At 71.0% G+C, this 19474-nt stretch carries 22 protein-coding genes; 13 read left to right on the top strand and 9 right to left on the bottom strand.

Annotated features, from left to right (window positions below; translation table 11 throughout):
- Position 1: 1 nt before the first annotated feature.
- Positions 2 to 505: a hypothetical protein gene (locus tag ACXJKB_RS03900; protein WP_457185597.1), complete on the bottom strand. Its 504-nt coding sequence runs from the start codon at positions 503 to 505 to the stop codon at positions 2 to 4.
- A gap of 179 nt (positions 506 to 684) precedes the next feature.
- Between ACXJKB_RS03900 and ACXJKB_RS03895 the strand changes: the two genes are divergently transcribed.
- The 3 genes from ACXJKB_RS03895 to ACXJKB_RS03885 all read left to right on the top strand — a co-directional run bounded on the left by ACXJKB_RS03895 (position 685) and on the right by ACXJKB_RS03885 (position 2614).
- Entirely contained in the window at positions 685 to 1548 is an 864-nt protein-coding gene (locus ACXJKB_RS03895; RefSeq protein WP_457185595.1) for a class II glutamine amidotransferase, read from the top strand.
- A 10-nt stretch (positions 1549 to 1558) separates the two neighbouring features.
- Positions 1559 to 2086: a DUF1269 domain-containing protein gene (locus tag ACXJKB_RS03890; RefSeq protein WP_457185593.1), complete on the top strand. Its 528-nt coding sequence runs from the start codon at positions 1559 to 1561 to the stop codon at positions 2084 to 2086.
- 93 nt (positions 2087 to 2179) lie between these two features.
- Positions 2180 to 2614: a DUF7144 family membrane protein gene (locus ACXJKB_RS03885; RefSeq protein ID WP_457185591.1), complete on the top strand. Its 435-nt coding sequence runs from the start codon at positions 2180 to 2182 to the stop codon at positions 2612 to 2614.
- Here ACXJKB_RS03885 and ACXJKB_RS03880 read toward each other — a convergent pair.
- From ACXJKB_RS03880 to ACXJKB_RS03850, 7 genes are all read right to left on the bottom strand, one after another.
- Positions 2611 to 3024, bottom strand: coding sequence for a hypothetical protein (locus ACXJKB_RS03880; RefSeq protein WP_457185589.1), 414 nt, complete (start codon positions 3022 to 3024; stop codon positions 2611 to 2613). The two genes, ACXJKB_RS03885 and ACXJKB_RS03880, sit on opposite strands and share 4 nt — an antisense overlap.
- Before the next feature lie 131 nt (positions 3025 to 3155).
- Positions 3156 to 3449, bottom strand: a complete 294-nt coding sequence (locus ACXJKB_RS03875; protein WP_457185587.1) for an SHOCT domain-containing protein — start codon at positions 3447 to 3449, stop codon at positions 3156 to 3158.
- Between the two features lie 25 nt (positions 3450 to 3474).
- Positions 3475 to 3951: a DUF6325 family protein gene (locus ACXJKB_RS03870; protein WP_457185585.1), complete on the bottom strand. Its 477-nt coding sequence runs from the start codon at positions 3949 to 3951 to the stop codon at positions 3475 to 3477.
- Between the two features lie 131 nt (positions 3952 to 4082).
- Positions 4083 to 4850: an MBL fold metallo-hydrolase gene (locus tag ACXJKB_RS03865; protein WP_457185583.1), complete on the bottom strand. Its 768-nt coding sequence runs from the start codon at positions 4848 to 4850 to the stop codon at positions 4083 to 4085.
- A 54-nt stretch (positions 4851 to 4904) separates the two neighbouring features.
- Positions 4905 to 5351, bottom strand: coding sequence for a hypothetical protein (locus ACXJKB_RS03860; RefSeq protein ID WP_457185581.1), 447 nt, complete (start codon positions 5349 to 5351; stop codon positions 4905 to 4907).
- A 12-nt stretch (positions 5352 to 5363) separates the two neighbouring features.
- Complete coding sequence (cls, locus tag ACXJKB_RS03855; RefSeq protein WP_457185579.1) at positions 5364 to 6815, bottom strand: cardiolipin synthase; 1452 nt, start codon at positions 6813 to 6815, stop codon at positions 5364 to 5366.
- 139 nt (positions 6816 to 6954) lie between these two features.
- Complete coding sequence (locus tag ACXJKB_RS03850) at positions 6955 to 8202, bottom strand: cation:proton antiporter (protein ID WP_457185577.1); 1248 nt, start codon at positions 8200 to 8202, stop codon at positions 6955 to 6957.
- A 223-nt stretch (positions 8203 to 8425) separates the two neighbouring features.
- On the opposite strand from ACXJKB_RS03850, the gene ACXJKB_RS03845 reads away from it, so the two are divergent.
- The 4 genes from ACXJKB_RS03845 to ACXJKB_RS03830 all read left to right on the top strand — a co-directional run bounded on the left by ACXJKB_RS03845 (position 8426) and on the right by ACXJKB_RS03830 (position 14010).
- A complete protein-coding gene (locus tag ACXJKB_RS03845; RefSeq protein WP_457185575.1) occupies positions 8426 to 9730 on the top strand; it encodes a phage holin family protein in 1305 nt (434 codons plus the stop codon).
- Positions 9731 to 9870: 140 nt separating this feature from the next.
- On the top strand, positions 9871 to 10080 hold the full coding sequence (locus ACXJKB_RS03840; protein ID WP_457185573.1) for a hypothetical protein: 210 nt from the start codon (positions 9871 to 9873) through the stop codon (positions 10078 to 10080).
- Positions 10081 to 10275: 195 nt separating this feature from the next.
- On the top strand, positions 10276 to 12483 hold the full coding sequence (locus tag ACXJKB_RS03835) for a LuxR C-terminal-related transcriptional regulator (protein ID WP_457185571.1): 2208 nt from the start codon (positions 10276 to 10278) through the stop codon (positions 12481 to 12483).
- 243 nt (positions 12484 to 12726) lie between these two features.
- Positions 12727 to 14010 (top strand): LuxR C-terminal-related transcriptional regulator, encoded by a 1284-nt coding sequence (locus ACXJKB_RS03830; protein ID WP_457185569.1) that lies wholly within the window; start codon positions 12727 to 12729, stop codon positions 14008 to 14010.
- Here ACXJKB_RS03830 and ACXJKB_RS03825 read toward each other — a convergent pair.
- Positions 14007 to 14507, bottom strand: a complete 501-nt coding sequence (locus ACXJKB_RS03825) for a hypothetical protein (protein ID WP_457185567.1) — start codon at positions 14505 to 14507, stop codon at positions 14007 to 14009. The two genes, ACXJKB_RS03830 and ACXJKB_RS03825, sit on opposite strands and share 4 nt — an antisense overlap.
- Before the next feature lie 113 nt (positions 14508 to 14620).
- Between ACXJKB_RS03825 and ACXJKB_RS03820 the strand changes: the two genes are divergently transcribed.
- From ACXJKB_RS03820 to ACXJKB_RS03795, 6 genes are all read left to right on the top strand, one after another.
- On the top strand, positions 14621 to 15064 hold the full coding sequence (locus ACXJKB_RS03820; RefSeq protein WP_457185565.1) for a DUF7144 family membrane protein: 444 nt from the start codon (positions 14621 to 14623) through the stop codon (positions 15062 to 15064).
- A gap of 76 nt (positions 15065 to 15140) precedes the next feature.
- Entirely contained in the window at positions 15141 to 15521 is a 381-nt protein-coding gene (locus ACXJKB_RS03815; protein WP_457185563.1) for an SHOCT domain-containing protein, read from the top strand.
- Between the two features lie 64 nt (positions 15522 to 15585).
- A complete protein-coding gene (locus ACXJKB_RS03810) occupies positions 15586 to 16086 on the top strand; it encodes an LURP-one-related/scramblase family protein (RefSeq protein WP_457185561.1) in 501 nt (166 codons plus the stop codon).
- Between the two features lie 147 nt (positions 16087 to 16233).
- A complete protein-coding gene (locus ACXJKB_RS03805) occupies positions 16234 to 17670 on the top strand; it encodes an APC family permease (RefSeq protein WP_457185559.1) in 1437 nt (478 codons plus the stop codon).
- A complete protein-coding gene (locus ACXJKB_RS03800) occupies positions 17667 to 18113 on the top strand; it encodes a pilus assembly FimT family protein (protein WP_457185557.1) in 447 nt (148 codons plus the stop codon). Before ACXJKB_RS03805 ends, ACXJKB_RS03800 begins: the two co-directional genes overlap by 4 nt.
- A complete protein-coding gene (locus tag ACXJKB_RS03795) occupies positions 18110 to 19462 on the top strand; it encodes a M20/M25/M40 family metallo-hydrolase (RefSeq protein ID WP_457185555.1) in 1353 nt (450 codons plus the stop codon). Before ACXJKB_RS03800 ends, ACXJKB_RS03795 begins: the two co-directional genes overlap by 4 nt.
- Positions 19463 to 19474 lie beyond the last annotated feature (12 nt).

Below are 19474 nucleotides of genomic sequence, written 5' to 3'. Positions count from 1 at the left end.
CTCAGTGCAGGAACACCTTGCCCAGCACGGCGAGGACGCCCAGCGAGGCTGCCCCCGCCGACTCGAGCACGAGCCGCCAGCCCCGGATGTCTGCCCGGTGGGCGCCGAGGTAGCCGATCACGGCGAGGAACGCCACCGAGAACCACAGCGCCCAGTAGGCCGCGCCGCTGGCGGACATCCCCAGCAGGTCGAGCAGGAGGTAGACGACGACGGCGGGCACGGCACCGACGAGGATGAACACCTCCTTGGCCGCCGCGTGGGGGGTACGGCGGTAGAGGGGCCGGCGGTCACCCTCGAACAGCATCTCCTGCGTCTCGGTGTACACGTGGGCCAGCCAGTAGACGACCGAGACGGCACCGACGCTGAGTGCGACCCGCTGGACGTGCGAGACGTTCGCGCTCACCGCGGCCAGGGAAGAGGCCGTGATCACGGCCCCGTAGAGGATGGCGCCGGGGTCACGGCGCGCCAAGGTGTCCGCGGCCCTGCGGCGGTGACTGTCGCTCACGCGTCGATCCTCGCTCACGCGTCGACCTCTCTCGCACGACTGGGTTGGGCGTCCGCAGGTGCCCGGCCAGACGCTACGGCCCGTGCCCCGGGCCAGACCTCACCTATCACGGGTGAGCCGCCGACGCCGCCCCGCGCGTGGAATGGACGGGCCGACCCGTTGAGGAAAGGAACACCGCCATGTGTCGATGGCTCGCCTACTCGGGTTCGCCAGTGCTCCTCTCGGACCTGCTCTTCGCCCCGGAGAACTCCCTCGTGGTGCAGAGCATGCACTCGCGGCTCGGGGTCGAGGCCGTGAACGGCGACGGCTTCGGGGTGGGCTGGTACGGCGCCAAGGAGGAGCCCGGGATCTACCACAGCACCGAGCCCGCCTGGAGCGACCGCAACCTGCGCGAGATCTCGGGCCACGCGTCCGCGGGTCGGGTGTTCGCGCACATCCGGGCGACGACCGGCACGCCCGTCCAGCAGACCAACTGCCACCCCTTCCGGCACGGGCGCTGGCTCTGGATGCACAACGGGGCGATCTCGGACTTCGCCTCGGTCAAGCGCGACCTGACGCTGGAGGTGGAGCCGTCGCTGTTCCCCCACATCGAGGGCTCGACGGACTCGGAGCTCTTCTTCTTCCTCGCCCTCACCTTCGGGCTCGAGCAGGACCCGCCCGCCGCGGTGGCCCGGGCGGTCGGGTTCATCGAGGAGACGGGACGACGGCACGGCGTCGAGCACCCGATCCAGATGACGGTCGCCACCACCGACGGCGCGACCACCTGGGCCTTCCGCTACTCCAGCGAGGGCAGGTCCCGGTCGCTGTTCCACAACACCGACGTCAGCGCCCTCCGGCTCCAGCACCCCGACAACCTCACCCTCCAGCACGTGTCCGACGACGCGCGCCTCGTGGTGTCCGAGCCGCTGGGGAGCCTGCAGGGCGCGTGGCGGGAGGTGCCGGAGTCGACCTGCCTCGTCATCCAGGGCGGACGGGAGCAGCTGCACCCGTTCACGCCGACCGCCGCCACGTCATCGGCGGGCTCCGCCACCGCGGCCGTGTGAGGCGACCGCGATGACGGCCCTCACGGTCTGGCGCTACGACACCCCCTTCGGGGCCGAGGCCGCGGCAGTGCGCCTGAAGCGCCTCGAGGAGCTCAAGGTCCTCACCGTCCACGACGCCATCACGATCGCGTGGATGCCGCAGGCACGGGAGCCGGTGATCGGGCACCTGAAGCATCCGACGGCCGCGAGCGCCGGCAAGGGGTCGGTGCTGGGCGGCCTGGTGGGCATGCTCGTGCTGGCGCCGGTGGCCGGAGCCGCGCTGGGAGCCGGGGTCGCATCCGTGTCGGCGCGATTGCGCAAGTCCGGCATCGACGAGGAGTTCGTCCGGGAGCTCGGCGAGCAGCTGACCCCGGGCTCGTCGGCGCTCCTCGTGCTGTCGAGCGACGGGGACCTCGACGAGGTCCGACCCGCGATGGAGCGCGAGCTCGAGCGGGGGGACGTCGTGCTGCTGCACGCCGAGCTCTCCGCGGACGCCCCGGCGGCCATGGTCGAGGCGATGGACGAGCTCCGGCGCGACGGTGGCACGTCGGGGTCCTGACCCGGCGCGCGAGCGTCACCCGTGCCGGGTGAGTCCGCCGCACCGATGTGGTGCGAGCCTGTGCCCGACAGCATCGGGACGAGGAGGAGCACCATGACGAGTGACACCACCCGGTCGCACCGCCAGGAGGCGGACGATGCACCATCCTCGCCCCTGTGGACCGGCATGCTGGGCTTCGCGTCCATCATGCTGCTGCTGCTGGGCGGCTTCCACGTCCTGGGCGGGTTCATCGCCCTCCTGGAGAACCGGGTGTACGACGTCGACGCCTCCGAGCTGCTCCTGTTCCGCAGCTACGCCGGGTGGGGCGTCGCCCACATGGCGATCGGCACCGCGGCGTTCCTCACCGGGATCGCCCTGTTCTACCGCCGGCCCTGGAGCCGGATCGCGACCATCGTGATCGCGTCCATCAGCGCCGTGACGAACCTGGCGTTCCTCTCGGCTGCCCCCGTCTGGTACGGGCTCCAGATCCTCATCGACGTCCTCGTCATCTACGCCGTCACGGTCCACTTCGAGGACGAGCGCGACTAGCGCTCCGGGCCCTGCGACTGATCGTCCGGGCCAGGCGGCCGCGGACGGTCAGCGGGGTCGAGGTTCCTGAAGTAGTGGTCGTGCTCGGCGCGCACGGAGTCGTCCGGGGTGTCGTCCTCGTAGGCCGGGGCGGCCGCGAGCTGGGCCCGGGTGAGGGCGACCCGGACGCTGCGACCGTCGTGGTGCATCGACGTCACCGCGCCGGCAGGCACGAGGCGCGGCCCGGCGATCGGAGGACCGGCGTCGACGACCAGGTAGGCCGCGGGCGACGAGCTGGAGGCACGGGCGACGACACCGAGGTGGCCGTCGGGGGCCTCGACCTCGTAGCCGACGAGGTCGCGGTCGAGGGTCCACGTGGACTCGCGGTAGTCCCAGACGGAGTCTCGGTAGTCCCACAACCCGCCAGTCATCGTGTCACCTCGCTCAGGAGCCGCGGGCCAGCCCCGCGTACATCTCCAACGTCCGGCGGCTCGCACCGTTACGCCGGGGGTGCTGAGGTCCGGTACCCACCGGGGCTGCGGTTCACACGGCGGACGTGGCGTCAGCCGGCGAGGATGCGGGCCTTCTGCTGCTCGAACTCGGGCTCGCTCAACACGCCGGCAGCCTTCAGCTCACCGAGCTCCTTGAGCTGAGCGAGCTTGTCGTCCATGCCCGTCTGGGGAGGGGGCGGCGGCGGCGCGTACTGCTGCTGCTGCGGCGGCGGCTCCTGGGCGTACTGCTGCTGCTCCTGGGACGCCCACCTGCCCGCCTGCCGGCGTGAGACCCGGTTGGACACGGCCGTAGCGGTACCGGCGATGGCGGCGGTGCGTGCGACACCGCGGATGAGACCTGGCATGACGTGTGTTCCTGTTCTCTCGAGGTCAGACCGAGGAGGCGGCGGCGTCGGCCGCGTCGACAGCGGCCAGCATGGCCTGGACGGGGATGCGGCCGCTGGCGACCAGCTGCCCACCGCCCTTGCGAACCGCCCGGGCGAAGGGCGCGGCCCAGACGTTCTCGTAGACGAGGATGCCCGCGGAGCTGCCCGCTTCGAGCGCGGTGCCCGCCTCGTCCAGGTCGTCCTCGTCGAGCAGTCCCGACGAGGCCCCTTCGAAGACCGTCAGGTCCAGCTCGCCGTCGCCGTCGACGTCGCTGATGTCGATCGCGTGGATGGACCCGTCCGGGTCCTTGGTGACGAAGGCAAGGTCCAGGATGCGGATGAGGCCGCGCTCGACGAGGTCGAGCAGGATCGGGAAGCCCTCCCCCGTCATCCTGCTGCCCGGGAACTCGACCACGATGTAGTCGATCGGACCCATCAGATCGAGGTCGTCGCCGGTCTCCTGGTCGAGGTCGTTGGACATGCTCTCCTCCTGCGGCTCGTGGGGACGCGACCCGGTGTGGTCACCCGGCCAGTCGTCCTCTCGGAGCCTAGGGAGCGCGCGCGCCGCGCCGCTTCACCCGCAGCGGATGAGCCCCCGGGGGCCCGGTCCCGTCAGGGCAGGCTGGCCGACGATCCGACGTCCAGCACGAGCGGCCGGCAGGACGGCGCCTCGTGGGCCAGGGCCTCCTCGAACCGCGGCCCGGCGAGGTCCATCCAGCCGCGCGGGAACCGTCCGGCGACCGGGACGTGCAGGGTCTGCCAGTGCACCGGCACCGCAGCCCGCGCAGCCACGAGCCGGCACGCCGTCGCGGCCTGCTTCGGTCCCATGTGCCCCGGGGACAGGCGCGGCCCCCACCCGCCGACCGGGACGACGGCCACGTCGACCGCGGAGCCCGCGAGCTTCGGGTGGCCCTCCATCCCCGGGTAGAGGTCGGTGTCACCCGCGAGCCAGACGACGCCCGACGGGCCACGGACGAGGTGCCCGTTCGCCGCGTTGGGTCGGTGCGGCATCGGTCGGGAGTGGTGCACGGCGGGGACGAGCCGCACCGCCACGTCGCCGGCAGCGCCGACAGGCACCCACTCCCCCTCGCCGAGCCCACGCCCGGCGAGGCCTTTCTTCGCCACCCAGACGGCGTTCTCCGGTGCCGTGAGCACCGGCACCCCGCCGAGCATCCTCAAGGACCCGACCTCGGCGTGGTCGTGGTGGAGGTGGGAGAGCAGGACGGCGTCCGCGCCGGACCAGGCCTCGCCCTCCGGAGTGGCGCCGCGGCGCCGCAGGATGCCGTTGTGCCGCCGCAGCAGGGGGTCGGACACGATCCGGACACCGTCCATGTCGACCACCACGGTGGCGTGCCCGAGCCAGGTGACGGTGATGGTCACGTCGGCCTCGAGGGAGGCGCGAGGCCGGTCACGGCAGGAGCCCAGGACGCGGCGTCACCAGGGCGACCCCCCCGTGCGCTTGCGTGCCGCACGTGCCAGGACGAGCGACAGCCGCATCGCCGTCCGCGCGTCCCGCAGCGAGCGACGTACGGCGGGGGACGTGAGGGTCAGCACCAGCACGATGGACAGCCCGGCGGGGGCCCAGGTGGCGACGAGGCCCGCCGCGCCGACGGTCGCGAGGGTCGTCAGCGCGGACCCGTCCACCACGACCCGTACCCGCGCGAGGTCGACCTTGCCCAGGCACGCGACGAAGAGGAGCACGGAGATCGCCACGCTGGCGAGCACGACCGCGCTCGGGACGACCCATCCCCACTGCACGACCGCCAGCAGCAGACCGACGGAGCTGCACCAGTGCAGGCACCGCCACCACGCCCTGTCCCGGCCCCGGTCGATGACGCCTTGCCGGTCCTCGAGCCACAGCTCGTGGGTCGTCCTGGCCATCGTCCTCTCCTCTCACTGCAGCGCGGCCGTGAGCCGCATCGTGTTGTCGAGGTACCGCTGCCAGGCCGAGCGCTGCTGCCACTCCTCGAGGGTCAGCTCGCGCGACAGCGCGCGGTAGTCGTCCTCGACCTTGCGGAACCGAGCGACGATGTCCGCGCCGGTGAGCATCATCGACACCTCGTGGTTGAGCGCGAACGAGCGCAGGTCCATGTTGCTGGAGCCGATGACGGCGACGTCGTCGTCGATGGAGAAGTGCTTGGAGTGGAGCACCGCCGGGGCGGGGTAGAGGTGGATGCGCACACCCGCCTCGAGCAGCGCCTGGTAGTAGGAGCACTGGGCGTGGTAGACCATGAACTGGTCGCCCTCCTCGCTCACGAAGAGCTCCACCTCCACGCCTCGTCGAGCCGCCGTCGTCACGGCGTACAGCAGCGGCTCGTCCGGGACGAAGTAGGGACTCGTCAACGAGACGCGCGACTGCGCGGAGTAGATCAGGGCGGTGAAGAGCCGCAGGTTGTTCTCCGTGACGTAGCCCGGACCGCTGGGCAGCACCTGTGCCGTCACCCCGCCCGCGTGGGTCTGCGGCTTCGACGCCGAGACCTGCTCGGCCAGGCGCTCGTGGGTCTCGGTGAACCAGTCCTTGGCGAACACCGCGCGCAGGGCACTGACCGTCGGCCCGTCGATGCGGGCGACGAGCTCGACCCACTCGCGTCCCGCGGCGTGGTTCTTCGGTTTGTTGTAGCCCGGCTCGATGAGGTTCTGCGACCCCATGAAGGCCACTGTGCCGTCGACCACCAGGATCTTGCGGTGGTTGCGCAGGTCGGGGCGCCGGAACTCGCCCTTGAGCAGGCGCAGCGGGAGCATCGGACGCCACTCGATGTCCGAGGCGTCCAGGCGCTTCGCGAACTCGTCGTAGCCCGGGATGCCCCTGGACCCCAGGTGGTCGACGAGCAGCCGCACCTGGACGCCGCGGGCGGTGGCCGCGACCAGCGCCTCGAAGAAGGGGCCGGTCACGTCGTCCCAGGCCGTGATGTAGAACTCGACCTCCACCGTCGACCGGGCCGCGGCGACCTCGGCGGTCATCGCCGCGATGGAGTCGTGGTAGCCGGGGATCAGGTCGATCTTGTTGCCGCCCTGGAGGGGCAGCGCGCCGAGGTTGTAGTTGAGGGTCGCCATCGACGGGAGGTACGCCGGCTCGGAGACCGTCGTCGAGGGCAACATCTCCGTGGCGGCACGGATGGCCGCATCGGCCTCGCGCTGCCGCGCCAGCCTGCCCCTTCCCAGGCTGGTACGACCCAGCACCAGGAAGACGACGAAGCCCGCCAACGGCACGATCAGGATCAGGATCAGCCACGCCATGGCCGACGAGGGCTTCTTGTTGCTCGGCAGCACCCCGAGGGCCAGGAACTTGATCACGTAGTCGAGGACCACGAGGGCGGCTCCCAGGACGACCATGACGTCGGCCATCACCGCGCTCGCCCGTTCCGGTGGTGTCGGATCATCTGCACCCACCTCGCCATCGAGCCCTCGGAACGACCGACGCGCGGTGTGGCACACCGTCCGCACGGCCTCCGGTCGAGTCTCGGACTCGACGGGCCCGGGCGTATCACCCCCCGCGAGTGAGCCGCTGCCGTCGCGCGTACCAGCGCCCGAGCGGGGCAGCGGACACGCCGTGGAGCACCACGCTGAGGAGGACGGTGAGCGTGACGACGGCGCAGGCCTCGACGGCGACCGCCGATGCGGTCCCGAGCTCCTCGACGGCGAGCAGGGCGAACACCACCGACGCGAGCCCCCGGGGCCCGAACCATCCCACGAACAGGACGGTCGACCTGTCGGTCGCGCTGCCCAGGAGGGCCAGTGCCACCGGCACCATCCGGAACACCGTGAGGCTGAGGACGGCGTAGAGGACGGTCGGCGCGGAGAGGTGGTCCAGCGCGAGGGGGAGCATGGCCGCGCCGAAGAGGAACCAGACCGCGAGTGCCAGCAGCCGACCGACGAGCTCGGGCAGCTCCACGAGGTCCTCGCCCTCGGGGTCACCCGCGCGCTCTGCGTGGGTGCCAGGCCGCCAGGCCGCGAACGCGATCCCCGCGACGAACGCGGCGATGAACCCGTTGCCGTCCAGTGCGATGGCACAGGAGAAGCTCGCTAGGGCCGCGGCCATCGTCGCCACGCGGCCCCCTCCCCCGGCGATCCATCCGCGTCGGGAGCACTCCGTGATCAGCCCGACGCCGAGCACCCCGACCACGGCGCCGACGAGGACCCCCAGCGCCAGCTCCGCCACTGCCCGGGCCTCGGGACTCGCGTCATGGCCACCGATCCCGAGCCCGGCGGCGGCCACGGTCAGGGTGAACGCGACGACCGGGGTTGCGATGCCGTCGTTGAGGCCGCTCTCCACGTTGATGACGCGCCGGATCCGTTGCGGGACCCGACGGTCGTTGATCACCGGAGCGCTGAGCGCCGCGTCCGTCGGCGCGAGGGCAGCCCCGACGAAGCCGGCCAGTGCCCACGTGAGGTCGTCGAGGAGCACCGCCGCACCCACGGCCCCCAGCACAATCGAGAGCGGGAGCCCGATCCCGAGCAGCCGGGCCGGGAAGGCGAGGTCCTGCCGCAGCCGCGCGACGTTGACCTGCGCCGCGTCGGAGAACAGGAGCAGGGCGAGCGTCGTCTCCACCAGGAGGTGCATCCGGGGGACCTCGACGTCGACGGCGAGCACGCCCCACCCCGGGTTGGCGAGGACGTACCCGCAGGCCAGGAACACCAGCGCCGTCGGGACGTTGAAGCGCTCCAGGAGGTGCGAGACCACCGCCCACGCGAGCACGAGGAGCATCAGGACGGCGAAGCCGACTTCCTCCATGCCCGTCCTCCATGCCCGTCCTGCGCGGCGGGTCGTACCCCTTGCACCTTGGTTCTCCAGAAGCCCGTTGACCTCACCCATGCCGGATGACGACACGGCAGCTCGACGCGACCGAGCATGACGTGGTCAGGACCCGTGCGGACGCGGGTCGAGGAGGCGACGAGGGCGGGCAGGTGATCGCTCGTGCCGGCACGGAAGGTCGCAGTCCTCCAGGAGTGAGCTGATGCGCCTGCTCCCGGAGGAGCGTTCGGACGAGGTCAGCGCCCTGTCGCGCCGGGTCGCCGCGTCGTTCCTCGGCCAGTCCGTGCGGCGCTTCGCCCTCATGGAGGGCTTCGACCGCTGCATCGTGCTCTCCTCCCAGGCCCTGACCGCGCTGATCCCGCTCTTCATCGTCGTGGCCAGTGCCGCTCCGGCCGGGCAGGAGGACGTGATCGCTCGGTCGATCATCCGGAGGTTCAACCTGTCGGGCGCCTCGGCCGACGCCGTGGAGCAGCTGTTCCTCACCCCCGCCGGGGCGTCCAGCAGCGTGTCGGTGTTCAGCGCGCTGCTGTTGATCTACTCAGCGATGGCGTTCAGTCGCCGGCTCCAGTCGATGTACCGCGCCGCGTGGGGACGGACCAAGGCCGGCCTGCGCAGCACGATGTACGCGGGACTCGGGCTGGTCGCCTTCACCGTGATGATCGGCCTGTCCTACCTGGTCCGTGAGCTGGCCAGTCGGTTCCCGCTCGAGTGGCTCTGGACGATCCCGCTCCAGGCCGGTGTCGGCCTCGTGCTGTGGACGTGCATCCCCTACCTCCTGCTCGAGCGGCAGGTGCACTGGCGTCGCCTGCTCGCCACAGGGGGCGCCTCCGCGGTCTGCATGACGATCCTCGCCATCGGCACGCCCATCTACATGCCGGGGATGATGGATCGTGCGACCGCCGACTTCGGCCTGTTCGGGGTCACGATCACGCTGCTCGGGTGGCTGCTGGCGGCAGCCGGCATCGTCATCGGCTGCGCCGTCATGGGAGCCCAGTTCGACTCCTCCGACGCGCGATGGCTCGTCCGGCTGAAGAGCCGGTTCGCTCTCACCGACCCGGCGGCGGCCGGCGAGTTCGTGGAGACGGAGCAGCCTGCCGACAGGGTGGTGGACGGCGGCCTCACCAGCGGCGACCTGCTGACCATCGTCCACGTGCTCGTGAACTGGTCGATCATGGCCGCGGCGGTGTGGGTCGCGACGGCACTCGTCCCGGGCATCACGGTCAACGGCGGGCTCGGGACCTATCTCGCCGTGTCCGTGCTCTTCGGACTGGTCAACGCGATGGTGGGGCCGGTCCTGCAGTGGCTGGCCGGCGCCCAGTCGTGGCTCCGGATGGGCGCCTCCGCACTCCTCGTCAACGGCGCTCTCTTCGCTGTCACGGCGGGCCTGAGCCCGAACCTGGACGTCGCGGGCGCGGGCAGCGCCCTGCTGGGTGCTGTGGTGGTCGCGGTGACCGGGACCCTGCTGGAGCTCGTGATCAGGCCGTCCGCGCCGAGCAGCAGCCCGTGATCGAGGCGCTCGCGCCGGCGGTCCGGGGTGCACCGCGGGCGGGCGTCACCCGCAAAGGGTGACGCGATCCGGCACCCCCGTGGCGCACGGTTAGACCCCCGGCAACCCCCGGCAACCCCCGTCGACGAATCGAGGACCTCATGTCGAGATCGGCCTACGAGATCCGCGCCGTGGGCGACGTGCCCTCCGAGCTGCTGGACGACTTCGAGGGCGCGACCGTCTCGATCGACCCCGGCGGGTTCACCATCCACGTCGTGCTCGGCGACGACGCCGAGCTCCACGGGCTCCTGGCGGCGCTGACGCGCGAGGGCTTCGCGCTCGTCGACGTACGTCGCGAGCCGGACGTCTAGCCCCTGGAACGGCCCTTGGGGGGTCCCGGGACGGTCCCGGGACGGTCCCGGGTGCAGACGCCGCCCCGCCGAGGGCCGTATGGTCAAGATCGGGTCAAGAGCAGCTCGGGGGAGACGGGCAGCGGGAGGGGAGGCTGACCGATGAGCGCTTTCGGGGCGGAGCCGCCTGTTCGTGGTGCCGTCCTCGTCCCGCCCATGGACCACCTGTCGGACGTGAAGCTCCATCCGCCGTCCCGACGCGCGAGCTGGGTCGACCGACCGCGCCTGATGGAGGCCATGGCCCAGGCGGTCCGCCGTCCGGTCACCCTCGTGGCTGCTCCGGCCGGCTACGGCAAGACCACCGTGGTGGCGCAGGCGCTGCAGGACGAGGGGTGTCCCGACGCCGCGTGGATCTCCCTCGATGCCGGCGACAACGACCCGGTGCGGCTGTGGAGCCACGTGGCCGCGGCCCTCGAACGGGCGGGGTGCGTGCTGCCCCTCGTCGAACCCTCGCGGGTGTTCGGCCGACGGCTGCAGGCGCCACCGACCCTGCTGGCGACGATCATGGCAGCGCTGGCGGCCATGCCGGACGACCTGGTGCTCGTCCTCGACGACTTCCACTTCGTCCAGCTGACCGCACGCCACGAGGAGGTCGAGCTCCTCGTGCAGAGCCTGCCGGAGAAGGCCCACGTGGTGATCATCACCCGGTCCGACCCCGGACTCCGGCTGGGGCGGCTGCGCGTGTCCCACGACCTGGCCGAGCTCCGGGCCGAGGACCTGGCCTTCACGCCGGAGGAGGCGGGCCAGATGGTCACCCGCACGGGCGTCGCCCTCTCGGACGACACCCTCGCCGAGCTGGTCGAACGGACCGAGGGCTGGCCCGCGGCCCTCTACCTCGCCGCACTCTCCCTCGCCGACCGACCGGACCCCGACGACTTCGTGCACCGCTTCAGCGGGAGCAACCGGTTCATCGGGGACTACCTCACCGAGGAGGTCCTCAGCCGGCATCCGGAGAGGCTGCGGGACTTCATCCTCGACGTCTCGGTGCTGGACCGGTTCTCGGCTGCTCTGTGCGACCACCTGCTGGGACGCAGTGACAGCGCGACGATCCTCAACGACCTCGAACGCGCCAACCTGTTCCTGGTGCCGCTCGACGGTGATCGCACGTGGTTCCGTTTCCACCAGCTCTTCGCCGCCGTCGCCCGCAGCGAGCTGGAGCTGTCGCGCCCCCAGCGCATCGAGGAGCTCCACGCCCGGGCCGCCGAGTGGTACTCCGCCCACGGTCTCGTCCCGGAAGCGATCTCGCACTGGCTCGCGGCCGGAAGGACACCGGACGCATCCGAGCTCGTCCAGGCCAACTGGCTGCGGTTCGTGGACGCCGGTCAGGCCGCCACCGTCGAGGGGTGGCTCCACGTCCTGGGTCCCGGCGACGGCACTCCCCCGGCCCACGTGACGGCCGCCTGGATGGCCGGCCTGGCCGGTGACGAGCAGGCGATGGGGCGCCACCTCCGCGCGCTCGAGGGCCTGGACGACTACGGTCCGCTGCCGGACGGCTCCCGGTCGGTCGAGTCCGCCACGTCCCAGATGCGCGCCATCCTCGGCTTCGACGGACCCGTCGACATGATGGCCGCGGCACGACGCGCCGCCGAGCTCGAGACGGACGGCCGGTCTGCCCAGTTCGGCATCGCCCAGGCAGCGCTCGGTCATGCCCACTACCTGCAGGGCGAGCTCGACCAGGCCATCCCCCACCTGCGAGCGGCCACCCGGACCGACGGCGTGCCCGGGATGATCCGCATCCTGGCCCTGACCCTCGAGTGCTTCGTGGAGAGCGAGCGGGGCAACGCCACGCATGCACGCGAGTGCGCGGAGCTGGCCATGGACGTGCTCGACGGCCGAGGACTGGGAGCGGCACCGCAGGCCTCGTGGGCCTACGTCGCCCTGGCGCAGGCGCAGGCCGACGCGGGCAAGGCCGACGACGCCATGCGCACCCTGGAGCTCGGCCTCTCGACGCGCCGGCTCGACAACGCGCAGGCGGAGTGGGGACCCATCCACCACCTCCTGGTGAGCGCGCGGATCGCAGCCCGCCTGGGACACGCCGCTCTCGCCCGGGACCTGCTGGCGGAGCTCACCCAGCGCATGAGCCGCTTCACCGACGGGATGACGGCGATGCGCGCGCGGGTGGACGCAGTCAGGAAGCTCGTCAACGACCTCGACGCCCTCGAGGTGCTCGGCGAGCCCCTCACCGAGCGCGAGATCGACGTCCTCCGCATGATGCAGGGCTCACTGAGCCTGCACGAGATCTCGGTCGAGCTGTACCTGTCGACCAACACCGTCAAGTCACATGCCAGGGCGGCCTATCTCAAGCTCGGCGCCCACTCGCGGGCCGATGCGGTGCGGATCGCGCGCGGGCAGTCCCTCATCTAGTCCACCCCGGCCTCACCCGGGTGAGATCGCGCTGCGGGTGTTCCCGCCTCACCCCGATGTGTGGCTAATTGAGCAGTGCCCGCTCGTCGCCGACCTCGGAGCCACGACATGTCACTGCACCCCCCCGCCCGGCAGGCCCCGTCACGACAGACGCATCCTCCCGCGTGCGTCGCCGCCCCCAACGTGCCACGGCCCCGCGCCACCGGTCATGAGCAGGCCCCGCCCACCTGGGGGTGGGCACTGGTGGAGATCCGGGCCGACGGCTCCTGGGGAGAGCCACGCGTGATCCCGGCGCCCGGGGCCGCCGAGCAGCCGCTCGCGGACGTGCAGCCGACCGACCAGGCAATGGTGCCCTCCAGCATCACCGAGCTCAGCGAGCTGCTCAAGACCCACCTCGCGGCCGCGCGGGTCGAGGACGCGGGCCGCGGCGAGGTCGCCGCGGTGCTCTCCCGGGGAGCGGACGCCGCTACCCCGGAGACGCGAAGCCGGTTCCTGGGCCCGCTGGCCCACGTCGAGGCGCTCCAGGGCGACCTGCGACGGGCCGAGCGCCACGTCGAGCAGGCGCAGTCCGGCCCCGTCGACCCCCAAGGCGCCTCCGGTCGTGCCCACGCCCTCCTCGCCCAAGCCTGGATCGCCCTCGAGCGCGCCGACTTCCCCGGTGCCCGGCGCCACCTCGACACGCTCGACGACGTCGTGCGCGGGCACGACGCCTGGCTGTCGACGAGCCACGCGCTGCTCGACGCGAAGCTGTCGATCGCGGTGGGGGCACCCGAGGCCGCGACGCGGCTCCTCGCAGCCCGGGAAGGAGCAGTCCCGACCGCTGGGTCGAACTGGCTCTCCGAGCTGGTGACGGTCGTGCGGGCCGAGGCGCTGATCGCGTCAGGCGAGCCCCACCGGGCGATGGCGTTGCTCACCCCCGTTCCCCAGCACGCCGTGGTCGAGGCCATGGTCACGGCGGCGCTCGCACGGCGGATGATCGGAGACGTACGCGGTGCGCTGGCCGTCCTCAGCCGTGCGGTCACCGACCTCGACCACGCTCCGCTGGCCCTGCAGATCGAGGCGTGGCTCCTCGAGGCACGGATGGCCGAGGAGCAGCGGCGACCCGAGCGGGCACGACTCCTGACCGACCGCGCCCTCCGCTCGGCCACGAGCGAGGGGATGCGCCGCGCGTTGATGCGGGACGGGGCCTGGCTGCGCAGGACCGTGGAGCGTGACCCCGCCCTGATGCGGAAGCACCGGGAGTTCCTCGCGACCTGCCCGGGCGACGACAGCGGGATCGCGCGCCCGGCGCCGGTCGCACCGACCCCCGGCGTGGACGCCGACCAGCTCCGTTCCTCGCTGCTCACCGAGCGCGAGAGCCAGGTCCTCGAGCTGCTGGCGCAGATGAACTCGACGGAGGAGATCGCCGCAGCCCTCTTCGTGTCCACCAACACCGTCAAGACCCACCTCAAGGGCATCTTCGGCAAGCTCGGGGTCAACCGCCGGGTGGACGCCGTGCGCCACGGCCGGACCCTCGGCCTCTGCTAGCCGGAGCCCACCAGGGCGGGAGTGCCCACGCGGTGCACCCGTGCCAGGCCTGCCCCGCAGTCGGTGCAGGCCTGCAGGAACCGGTGGAGCTCACCCGCGACCAGAGTGAGCCGCACGAGCGTCTGCTTCTGCACGGGGTAGTGCGTGCACTTCAGGTATCGCAGGGAGGTCCCTCCCAGCTCGCCGACGACCCGGACCTCGTAGAGACCCGCGCCGGCGAGGCTCGTGCTGGTGGCGCGGTGCTGGTCCCGTGGGGCCGCACCGGGATCGTCGTCCTCGACGCTCATCACCCGGTGCACGTCCGTCAGGGTCAGGCCGAGGCTGCCGATCTCGACGAGCAGCGCGCTGAGCTCCTCGGGTCCCTCGACCCGGCGCCGGAGGGCGGTCTGGGCCTGGGTGCTGCGCACCGTCATGCCGGGGTAGAGGGCGCGGAGCGCGTCGTCGGGACGTCGGGTCAGCTGGACGTCGTACTCGAACTCTTGCTCCTCGTCGACCATCACGCCACGGTGCTCCGTCGGCGGGGTCCTCGCGTCACCCTCGGGGGGTGAGGCCGTCCCAGTGCGCTGTCTTCATGCTGAGGGAACGAGCACGACGAGAGGGAGGCAGGCCGATGGCGACACCGAGCCCGGTGGCAGCGCAGGACCGCCACGAGAACCGTTCCACGGGCGGTGCATGGTCGGGCTGGATCATGTTCGCCAGCACCATGATGTTCATCCTCGGGTGCTTCCACGCGATCGCCGGCTTCGTCGGCATCTTCGACGAGGACTACTACCAGGTCGGCGAGAACGGCCTCGTCGTGAGCGTCGACTACACGACGTGGGGGTGGATCCACCTGATCCTGGGCATCCTCGTGGCCTGCGCGGGCGGGGCGCTCCTCCGGGGTGCGATGTGGGCCCGGATCGTGGCCATCGTGCTCGCGGTGGCGAGCTCCATCGCCAACCTCGTCTTCATGCCGGCCTATCCCCTGTGGTCGCTCATCATGATCACCGTCAACTTCCTGGTGATCTATGCCGTCACGGCCCACGGTGACCGTCGATCCCTCGACGGCTACTGAACGGCAGGCGTCGCGTGACTCGGCGCCCGTCCCTGTCCCGTCCCGTCCCGTCACACCAGCGTAGGAGTAGGTAGACATGTCAGATGACTTCGGTTTTTGGGACGTGATGGTCTCGATCTTCTGGTTCACGATCCTGCTGGCCTGGATCTCGCTCCTCATCCACATCCTGGCCGACATCTTCCGGGACGACAGCATGAGCGGTGGCAAGAAGGCCCTCTGGACGATCTTCATCGTCCTCGTCCCCTGGCTGGGAGCCCTCGTCTACATCATCTCGAACGGCGACTCCATGAACCGGCGCAACCGTGAGGCGGCGATGGCGCGCATGGCGGTCTACGACTCGCAGCGACCGCCCTCGACCCAGGTGTCGGAGGAGCTCCGGGGCCTCGCCGAGCTGCGCGACAGCGGCGTCCTGTCCCCCGCCGAGTACGAGCAGGCCAAGGCCAAGGTCCTGGCCTGACCGGGCCGCGAAGTCACGGCTGCCCCGCCGCGGCATGCTCGAGCGGCCCGACACAGGAGGAACGATGGGATTTCGCGACCGGGGCCTCGACGGCCCCACATTCCGGATGCGCGAGAAGCTGGTCGCGATCGGGGACGACTTCTGGATCGAGGACGACAGCGGTCGCCGGCTCTTCAAGGTCAACGGCAAGGCTGCCCGGTTGCGGGACACCTTCATCCTGGAGGACGCGAGCGGCAACGAGCTGTGCAAGATCCAGGAGAAGAAGCTCTCCGTGCGCGACAAGATGACCATCGAGCACGGCGCCATGACCGCGACGGTGCACAAGCGACTCCTCGGCATCCGCGACCACTACATCATCGAGGTGGACGACGGCGAGGACCTCAAGGCGCACGGCAACATCGTCGATCACGAGTACGAGATCGAACGAGACGGTGACACGGTGGCCAAGGTCTCGAAGAAGTGGTTCCGCGTCCGCGACACGTACGGCGTCCAGCTGGCCGAGGGCCAGGACGTGCCCCTCGTCCTCGCCATCACCGTGTGCGTCGATGCCATGGCTCGGGGCTGACCGCGCGCTCCGCGGGGTCACCCGCCGCGGATGATCCGCGGCTCGCAGCCGCCTCACTAGCGTCGAGACACCGGGCACTGGCTCGCTCGCTGAAGGGGTGATGGGGATGACGCGTGGTGCGAAGCTCGACACGAGGCGGCGGTCGGCGTGACGGCGGGGGACGTGGCGGCGCGGGCCAAGGTGCCGACGACCACCTACATCTCGTGGGTGGCCCTCGCGATGATGACCACCAGCTCGGTGGCCAGCCTGCGCGCAGCGCCCACGATGGCCGTCTACGGCCTCGCCTGCGTGTTCCTCTACCTCCTCCCCGCCGTCGTCTTCCTGCTGCCGACGTCGCTGGTGTCGGCCGAGCTGGCGTCCGGCTGGGAGGGCGGCATCTACAAGTGGGTGTCGGAGGGCATCTCGAAGCCGATGGGCTTCCTGGCCGTGTGGTGCCAGTTCGCGATGACGATCTTCTACTATCCGAGCCTGCTCGGGTTCGTGGCCAGCACGCTCGCGTACGTCTTCAATCCCGAGCTGGCCAGCAGCGGCGTGTGGACAGCAGCCGTCATCATCGTCGTCTACTGGTCCGGCGTGTGGATCTCCTCGCGCGGCACCAAGGGCGTGGCCGGCCTGGCCAGCGGTGGCCTCATCATCGGGACCCTGATCCCCGGCGTCGTGCTGGTCCTGCTCGGCATGGTCTTCCTCGGACAGGGCAACGAGTCCGCGGCGCCGATGACCGCCGACAACATCTTCCCCGTGTGGGCAGGTCTCTCGAGCCTCGTGCTCATCGTCAACAACTTCCTCTCCTACTCCGGCATGGAGATGAACGCGGTCCACGTGGGGTCGTTGAAGAACCCGGGCAAGGAGTTCCCGAAGTCGATGTTCCTGGCCATGGGCCTGGTGCTCACGATCTTCATCCTGCCCGCGCTGGCGATCAGCTGGATCGTCCCGGCCGAGGAGCTGTCCCTGACCGCCGGAGTGATGCAGGCCTTCGACGCGGTCTTCGCGAACTTCGGCTGGCAGTGGCTGACCCCGATCGTCGGCATCATGCTGGTGGCCGCCTCGCTGGGCGGCATGCTGACCTGGCTCGCGGGCCCCTCGAAGGGGCTGCTCCTGATCTCCCGCCAGGAGGGCTACCTGCCGCCGTACCTGCAGAAGCTCAACAAGAACGGCGTGCAGCAGAACATCCTGGTCGTCCAGGGTCTCGTCACCACGGTGATCGGCCTGGCCTACGCCCTCATCCCCGACGTCTCCAGCGCCTACTGGGTCTTCTCGGTGATCACCACGCAGGTCTACCTCATCATGTACCTGCTGATGTTCGTCGCGGCGATCCAGCTCCGACGGAAGGAACCCGACCACCCGCGCGGCTACCGCGCGCCCATGCTGATCGGGATGTGCGGGATCGGCTTCGCCGCCTCCCTGGCCGCCCTGCTCGTCGGCTTCGTCCCGCCGTCGCAGTTCGCGGACGGCAACGCGGGGCTGTACTTCGCGATCGTCGGCGGCGGCGCGCTCGGGCTCGGGCTCCTGGTGCCGTTCATCTTCTACAAGATGCGCAAGCCCAGCTGGAAGCAGCCCGAACCGGAGGAGGTGATCGCGTCATGAGCACTCCTGCCGAGACCCAGAGTCCGCGCGAGCGCAGCTGGATCTTCATCGTCGTCCTGGTCCTTCTCGCGGTGATCACCCTCGCCGGCGTCCTCGCCTTCAGCCGCGGGGTCAATGACGCGCAGGCCCAGAACAAGGCCAACGAGCTCGTCAACGCGCTCACGGAGGTCGGAGCCCGCACTCCCGACGTGGACCAGGTCGCACGTGTCCTTGGCGACGACGGCGGCGCCACCTGCGAGAACCCGAACGAGGCACTGAGCCGGGCCGTCCTCCTGTCGCAGCTCACCAACGGGGCGACCGGTCCTGGGCAGAGGCCGGTGATCGCGGACAGTCGGGTCGTGCAGGGCCAGCTGCTCATCATCCAGATCTACTGCCCCGACGAGCTGGATGACTTCAAGGACTTCGTCGGTGACCTGAAGACCGACGACGTGGCGGGCTCGTGACCATCGACCTGCGCGCCCGTGTCGCCGAGCTGATGCCCCGGGCGAAGGAGGAGCTGGCCGAGCTGGTCGCCATCCGGTCGGTCGCCGACCCGCGCCAGTTCCCGCCGGAGGAGTGCGACCGGGCGGCCACCTGGGTCCTCGATCACTTCGCGGCCCTCGGCTTCACCGACGCGCGGCTGGAAAGGACAGCGGACGGCAGCAACGCAGTTGTCGGCTCCCGACCGTGCGCGCGCGCCGACGCACCCACGGTCCTGCTGTACGCCCACTACGACGTGCAGCCGCCCCTCGACGACACCGCCTGGAAGACGCCGCCCTTCGAGCTCGCCGAGAAGGACGGTCGCTGGTACGGGCGCGGGACGGCGGACTGCAAGGGCAACATCCTCATGCACCTCCTGGCACTACGTGCCCTGGGTGAGGCCGTACCGGTGAACCTCAAGCTGGTGGTGGAGGGCTCCGAGGAGCAGGGCACCGGCGGGCTCGAGGCCTTCGTCGTCGAGAACCCCGACCTGCTCCGCGCGGACACGATCCTCGTCTGCGACACCGGCAACGCAGCCGTGGGCAAGCCGGCGGCGACCGTCAGCCTGCGCGGCATGGTCAACGTGGTCGTCACGGTGGAGGCACTCGCCTCCGAGGTGCACTCCGGCATGTTCGGCGGCGCGGCCCCAGACGCCCTGGCGGCGCTCATCGCGATGCTGGCCACCCTGCGGGACGCGGACGGCAACACCACGATCGAGGGCCTGGACAACACCAGCCGGTGGGAGGGCGAGCCCTACCCGCCGGAACAGTTCCGGGACGACGCGGGGCTGCTGGAGGGCGTGCGGCTCCTCGGTGACGGCGCGGTGTCGGACATGCTGTGGGCTCGTCCGTGCGTCACCGTGCTCGGCATCGACTGCCCGCCCGTGGTGGGCTCGGCGGCCGCGATCGTGCCGAGGACGGCGGCGCGGCTGAACCTCCGCATCCCGCCCGGACTGTCGCCGGACGTGGCCGAGAAGGCCCTCACGGCGCACCTCCACCACGCCGCACCGTGGGGGGTCCACGTCACCGTCGAGGTCGAGGCGACCGGCTCGCCGTTCCGGGCCACCGTCGACGGACCGGCGTACCAGGCGATGGGCGCGGCGATGTCGGAGGCCTACGGGACGCCGATGGTCACGCTGGGGCAGGGCGGCTCCATCCCGCTGTGCAACGTCTTCACCGACACCTACCCGGACGCCGAGATCATCCTCATGGGCGTGGAGGAGCCGCAGGCGTTGATCCACGCCCCCAACGAGAGCGTCGACCCGACGGAGATCTCCGCCATGGCGCTGGCCGAGGCGCTGTTCCTGCAGCGCTACGCCGCCGCCTCGAGCTGACGGGCACGTGCT

The organism is Nocardioides sp. P5_E3 (assembly GCF_054049275.1).
This window is presented reverse-complemented; position numbering and strand designations above follow the sequence as displayed.